This window comes from Dysgonomonas termitidis, assembly GCF_042654545.1.
GTDB lineage: Bacteria > Bacteroidota > Bacteroidia > Bacteroidales > Dysgonomonadaceae > Dysgonomonas > Dysgonomonas termitidis.
Window position 1 is genome coordinate 1 of sequence record NZ_JBHSGN010000001.1, and the last position, 1,655, is coordinate 1,655.

A 1,655-nucleotide genomic window follows, 5' to 3' on the forward strand; every position below is an offset into this window, starting at 1 on the left:
AAGCTATTCAACCCGGATATCGGACAATACCTATAACTTTTACCCTATCTGTGACTGGCGCACGGAGGATATCTGGACATACAACGGCAGGTACCGCAAGCCCTACAATAGTATCTATGACCTGTTTTATATGGCGGGAGTCCCTTTGTCCGGGATGCGGATATGCGAGCCTTACGGGGATGAGCAAAAAGCCGGGCTAAACCTTTTCAACGTATTGGAGCCCGAAACATGGGTAAGAGTAGTAGACCGTGTCAGCGGAGCCAACTTCGGGAATATCTATTGCGGGACCAAAGCAACGGGAGCCGGGAGGATAAGCCTCCCTCAAGGGCATACTTGGAAGAGCTATTGCAAGTTCCTGCTGAGAACACTCCCTGAAGAGACCCGCAGGATATATACGGCCAAATTCATAAAGTTTATCCGTTACTGGAACAGTACCGGTTCTCCCGTCAGCGAGGAAGACATCTTCGAGCTGGACCCGGATATGATCGTCAATACCCGGCAGTATAGTAAACGGGGAAAGGGTGACAAATATGTCGTGCGTTTCAAAACCATACCGGATGCATTGCCCGGCCTGGATAACAAAACGGATTTCCTCTCCTGGAAACGTATGTGCATGGCTATCCTTAAAAATGATATTACGTGCAGGACACTGTCTTTCTCGATGACAAAGAAGCAGATATTAAGGCAACAGGAATTAATCCGGAAATACGAAGAAATGCTATGAAAAATCAAAATGAAGAAAATTATGTTTTTCAACAAATGACTGCATCTATATGCCGGTATATAAAAGACATGAAAGATACGGATGAAAAAATAGACACGCTGAATTATGTCCGGTCGATGTTGCATGAAGTGAGCCCGATGAAACACCATCCGGTAGACTTCGTCGCATGGGAAAGATCGGAAAACATAGAAGGCAACGACTATAACCCGAACAGTGTTGCCCCGCCGGAAATGGTCCTGCTGGTTACCTCCATCGAGGAAGACGGCTATACCATGCCTGTTGTCGGCAGTCCGGAAGAGGATATCATCCGGATCGTGGACGGGTTTCACCGCAGGAAGGCTGAGCGCAAGTCCCGGAAGATATCGCAAAGTACACAGGGCAGGCTTCCTGTGACTTATATCCGTGAGTCCAGGCGGGAATTAAGTGAAAGGATGGCTTCAACCATACGCCATAACCGGGCCAGGGGCACCCATGACATAACCCTGATGTCGGAAATCGTAAGGGAACTGATCTCCATAGGAAAATCCGGCACATGGATATCGAAACATATCGGGATGGACATGGATGAAATACTGCGCTTAAAGCAACTCACCGGGCTGGCCGCTTTATTTGCAGACCGGGAATTTTCAATAAGGGATCTGGTGAAAAAATAATATAGGAAGGCACAGGCCTGTTTGCCGGCAAGTCCGGAAGATCGCTAAAATTTTTATTATGAAGTTAAATATAAAGGAAATTTACATCCATAACATATGAAAAAGAGTACAGACATAAGCCCGGCCGGCCTGCGGCATCCGTTGCTGGCGATAGCTGTTTTTGTTTTGCTGTCCATCCTTTTACCCGCGGTTATCCGTGCGCAGGCTTCCCCTGCTGCCGCCATAAACAGTATCGACCCTTATGCCGCTAAAGTGTTTTACTTCCCCTACGCCAAGGC

At 47.7% G+C, this 1,655-nt stretch carries 3 protein-coding genes; all 3 read left to right on the plus strand.

Going from position 1 to position 1,655, the window contains the following annotated elements; all coding sequences use genetic code 11:
- Positions 1–724 (plus strand): DUF3440 domain-containing protein (locus tag ACFO6W_RS00005; RefSeq protein WP_379993249.1); only part of this gene is annotated, 724 nt, incomplete at its 5' end.
- Positions 725–861: 137 nt separating this feature from the next.
- Positions 862–1,377 carry a ParB N-terminal domain-containing protein gene (locus tag ACFO6W_RS00010; RefSeq protein WP_379993251.1) on the plus strand — a complete coding sequence of 172 codons (516 nt, stop codon included), beginning with the start codon at positions 862–864 and terminating at the stop codon, positions 1,375–1,377.
- A gap of 96 nt (positions 1,378–1,473) precedes the next feature.
- A partial coding sequence (locus ACFO6W_RS00015) for a hypothetical protein (RefSeq protein WP_379993250.1) occupies positions 1,474–1,655 on the plus strand: 182 nt, incomplete at its 3' end.

What these genes read in the sequence shown, in the direction of transcription:
- ACFO6W_RS00010 (WP_379993251.1), top strand. Translation starts at nt 862, where the DNA reads ATGAAACACCATCCGGTAGACTTCGTCGCATGGGAAAGATCGGAAAAC.